The following is a 2,544-nucleotide window of genomic DNA, read 5'->3' on the forward strand; positions in this document are numbered from 1 at the left end:
CGACGTGGCCCGCCTCCTCGAGTTCGGTGTGAAAAACGCCGTCGCCGTCGAGGGCACCAACGTCCCCGCGGAGGTCGCCGAACTCACGACGGAGCGGACCACGACCGCCTTCCTCGACGGCGACCGCGGCGGGCAACTGATCCTCCGCGAACTCGGGCAGGTCGGCGACGTGGACTTCGTCGCGTTCGCGCCCGAGGGGGAGTCCGTCGACTCACTCCGCCGCGGCGAACTGCTCGCCGCCCTACGGGAGAAGACGCCGTACGAGGTGTACGAGCGCGCCCGGGAGGCCGGCGACGCCGAGTCGGCCCGCGAGGTCGTGACCGGCGACACGGTCCGCGAGACAGGAAGCGCGGAGGAGCCACCGATCGTCGGCGGCGACGCGGTGTCGATCGGCGACGACGACACGAGCGGCCCCGACGAGCCGGGCGGTCCGGCCGACGAGGAGTCGTCGAAGAGGCCCGTGACCGACGGGGCGGCGATCGCCGAGCAGTCACTCGTCGAGCAGGTCGACAGCACGACCGAGACGACCGAAGAGACGACGGACGAACCCGCCGAGCCGGCGACACCGACGCTGGCCGAACACGTCCGGGAGGTCGTCGGCGAGAACGCCGGCACCGTCAGGCTGCTCGACGAGGAACTGACGACGCTGACGGAGGCGCCCGCCGGCGACGCCTACGAGACCGTCGACGGCGCCGAGGGCGCCCACGCGCTGGTACTCGACGGCGAACTCGTCCAGCGCGTCCTCGACGCCGCAGCCGACCGCGACCTCCAGCACGCCGTCGCCCGCACGACCGGCGAGTTCGTCAAACAGCCCGTGACCCCACACGTCCGGCCGGTGGAAGGGTTCCTCTCCTGACCGGCCCTACCGCTCCGGACACTTCGGGAGGTGGGAAGCGATGTCGGGCACCGAGGAGCCACAGAGGCTACACTCGAAGGGGTCGGTCTGTCTGCCGCCGCGGTCGGTGTAGTCCACCTCGTAGCCGGCCTCCGAGAGCACCTCGCTGACCACGTCGCGCTGCTCGCGGGGCACCGAGGCACGCAGGCGCCGCCGGACGGAGTCGGCGGGGAGCTGCTCGACCTCCGCCTCGTTCACCTCGATCCACGCCCGGACGACGGTCTCCAGATCGTGGCTGTCACGGAGGTACGCGACTTCGGTCAGGCCGCCGGCGACGCCCTCGGTTGACCCGCCGCCGCCCGGGCCGCCGGAGATGTTGAGCGTTCCGATCAGCGCGCGGACGTTCGTCGCGAGGTTCTGTACCGGGAGCTGCTTGCGCGGGGAGGGTCCCTTCTCCGCCAAGTACTCGACGGCCCGGGAGTCGGACGGCTTCTTCGGCATGGGGACACGTGTCACTGTTGACTCCACCAACGTATACGTACGTATCGAGGCACGATTTCCGGCTATCGGTCAGCCGACGACGACCGCACGCATCAGGTAGCCGGCGTCGCCGTCGTAGGCGTCCAGCTCGACGGCGACGCGCTCGAAGCCCAGTTCCTCATAGAGCGCCTGTGCCCCCTCGTTCTCGGCGGCGACCCTCAGCGTCACTTCGGTGCCGGGAGCAAGCCGATCGAACAGGGCGCGGAACAGTGCGCGGCCGCGGCCCGCCCGGCGGTAGTCGGGGTGGACGACCAGTTCGGCGGCGTAGGTCGGCTCCCCGGGGAACCACAGGAGGTAGCCGACCACGGCTCCCTCGTCGGTCGCGACGAGCAGTTCGCCGCCGGCGACCGGGTCGAGCAGCTCCGGAGCCGGCTCGGGGAGGTACTGCTGGAGGCGGCGAACGGCCGCCCGGTCCTCGGGACGAGCCTCGCGGATCACAGGACGACCGTGAGCAGGACGCTCGCCAGCGCGCCCGACAGCGTCGCGAGGAGGTTCACCGTCTCGTTCTCGAGGCGGTCGCCCTCGACGGTGGCGCCGAGCAGGCTGTCGGCCGTCATGCCGACGACCCCGCCGACGGTGACGAGCGCGACCACGACCGGCGGCGAGCGGGTGAGGCCGAGTACCGCCACCGCGAGCACCCCGACCAGCGCGGCGCCGACGACCCCCGCGAGTTCGCCCTGCCACGTGACCGCGCCGTCGGTCCCCGGCGGGACGCGCTCGCCGGTCGTGACCAGCCGCGGGCTGTCGAACAGGCCGCCGATCTCGCTGGAGAGCGTGTCGCCGGTCGCGGTGGCGAGCGAGCCGGCGAACGCCAGCCGGAACAGGTCGGCGTCGATCGGGAGTTCGGGCGCGGCCGCGAAGCCGACGACCGCGACGAGGGCGATGCCGGCGTTACCGAGCACGTTGCCCAGCCCCCGGGCGCCCTCGTTCTCCTCGGCGACGCCGCGGTCGGCTTTCTCCTCGTAGCGGAACTTCGTCGAGAGCGTCCCCACGCCGAAGAACGTGAGTAGGAGGACGAACCAGCCCGGCCCGCCGAGTCCGATGGCGGCCAGACACAGTAACACGCCCGAGAGCATCCCCTCGACGGAGGCCGTGCCGGTGGCGTAGGTGACGCTGCCGAGGAACGCGGCGACGGCCAGCGCGAGCCCCACGTCGAGGACGTGGACCGC

The 2,544-nt window shown here is 72.1% G+C and carries 3 protein-coding genes and 1 pseudogene; 1 reads left to right on the forward strand and 3 read right to left on the reverse strand.

Going from position 1 to position 2,544, the window contains the following annotated elements:
* Positions 1–856, forward strand: a pseudogene (locus ACFR9S_RS12195) (DNA primase DnaG); the annotation flags it as partial.
* 6 nt (positions 857–862) lie between these two features.
* On the opposite strand, the gene ACFR9S_RS12200 reads toward ACFR9S_RS12195, so the two are convergent.
* The 3 genes from ACFR9S_RS12200 to ACFR9S_RS12210 all read right to left on the reverse strand — a co-directional run.
* Positions 863–1,336 (reverse strand): hypothetical protein, encoded by a 474-nt coding sequence (locus tag ACFR9S_RS12200; protein WP_379732159.1) that lies wholly within the window; start codon positions 1,334–1,336, stop codon positions 863–865.
* Between the two features lie 69 nt (positions 1,337–1,405).
* On the reverse strand, positions 1,406–1,813 hold the full coding sequence (locus ACFR9S_RS12205; RefSeq protein WP_379732158.1) for a GNAT family N-acetyltransferase: 408 nt from the start codon (positions 1,811–1,813) through the stop codon (positions 1,406–1,408).
* Positions 1,810–2,544 (reverse strand): DUF92 domain-containing protein (locus tag ACFR9S_RS12210; protein ID WP_379818778.1); only part of this gene is annotated, 735 nt, incomplete at its 5' end. The genes ACFR9S_RS12210 and ACFR9S_RS12205, both read right to left, overlap by 4 nt.

The organism is Halolamina salina (assembly GCF_042678005.1).
Classification (GTDB): Archaea; Halobacteriota; Halobacteria; order Halobacteriales; family Haloferacaceae; genus Halolamina; species Halolamina salina.

Coding starts and splice junctions, on each gene's coding strand:
- ACFR9S_RS12200 (WP_379732159.1), bottom strand. CDS start 1,336: ATGCCGAAGAAGCCGTCCGACTCCCGGGCCGTCGAGTACTTGGCGGAG.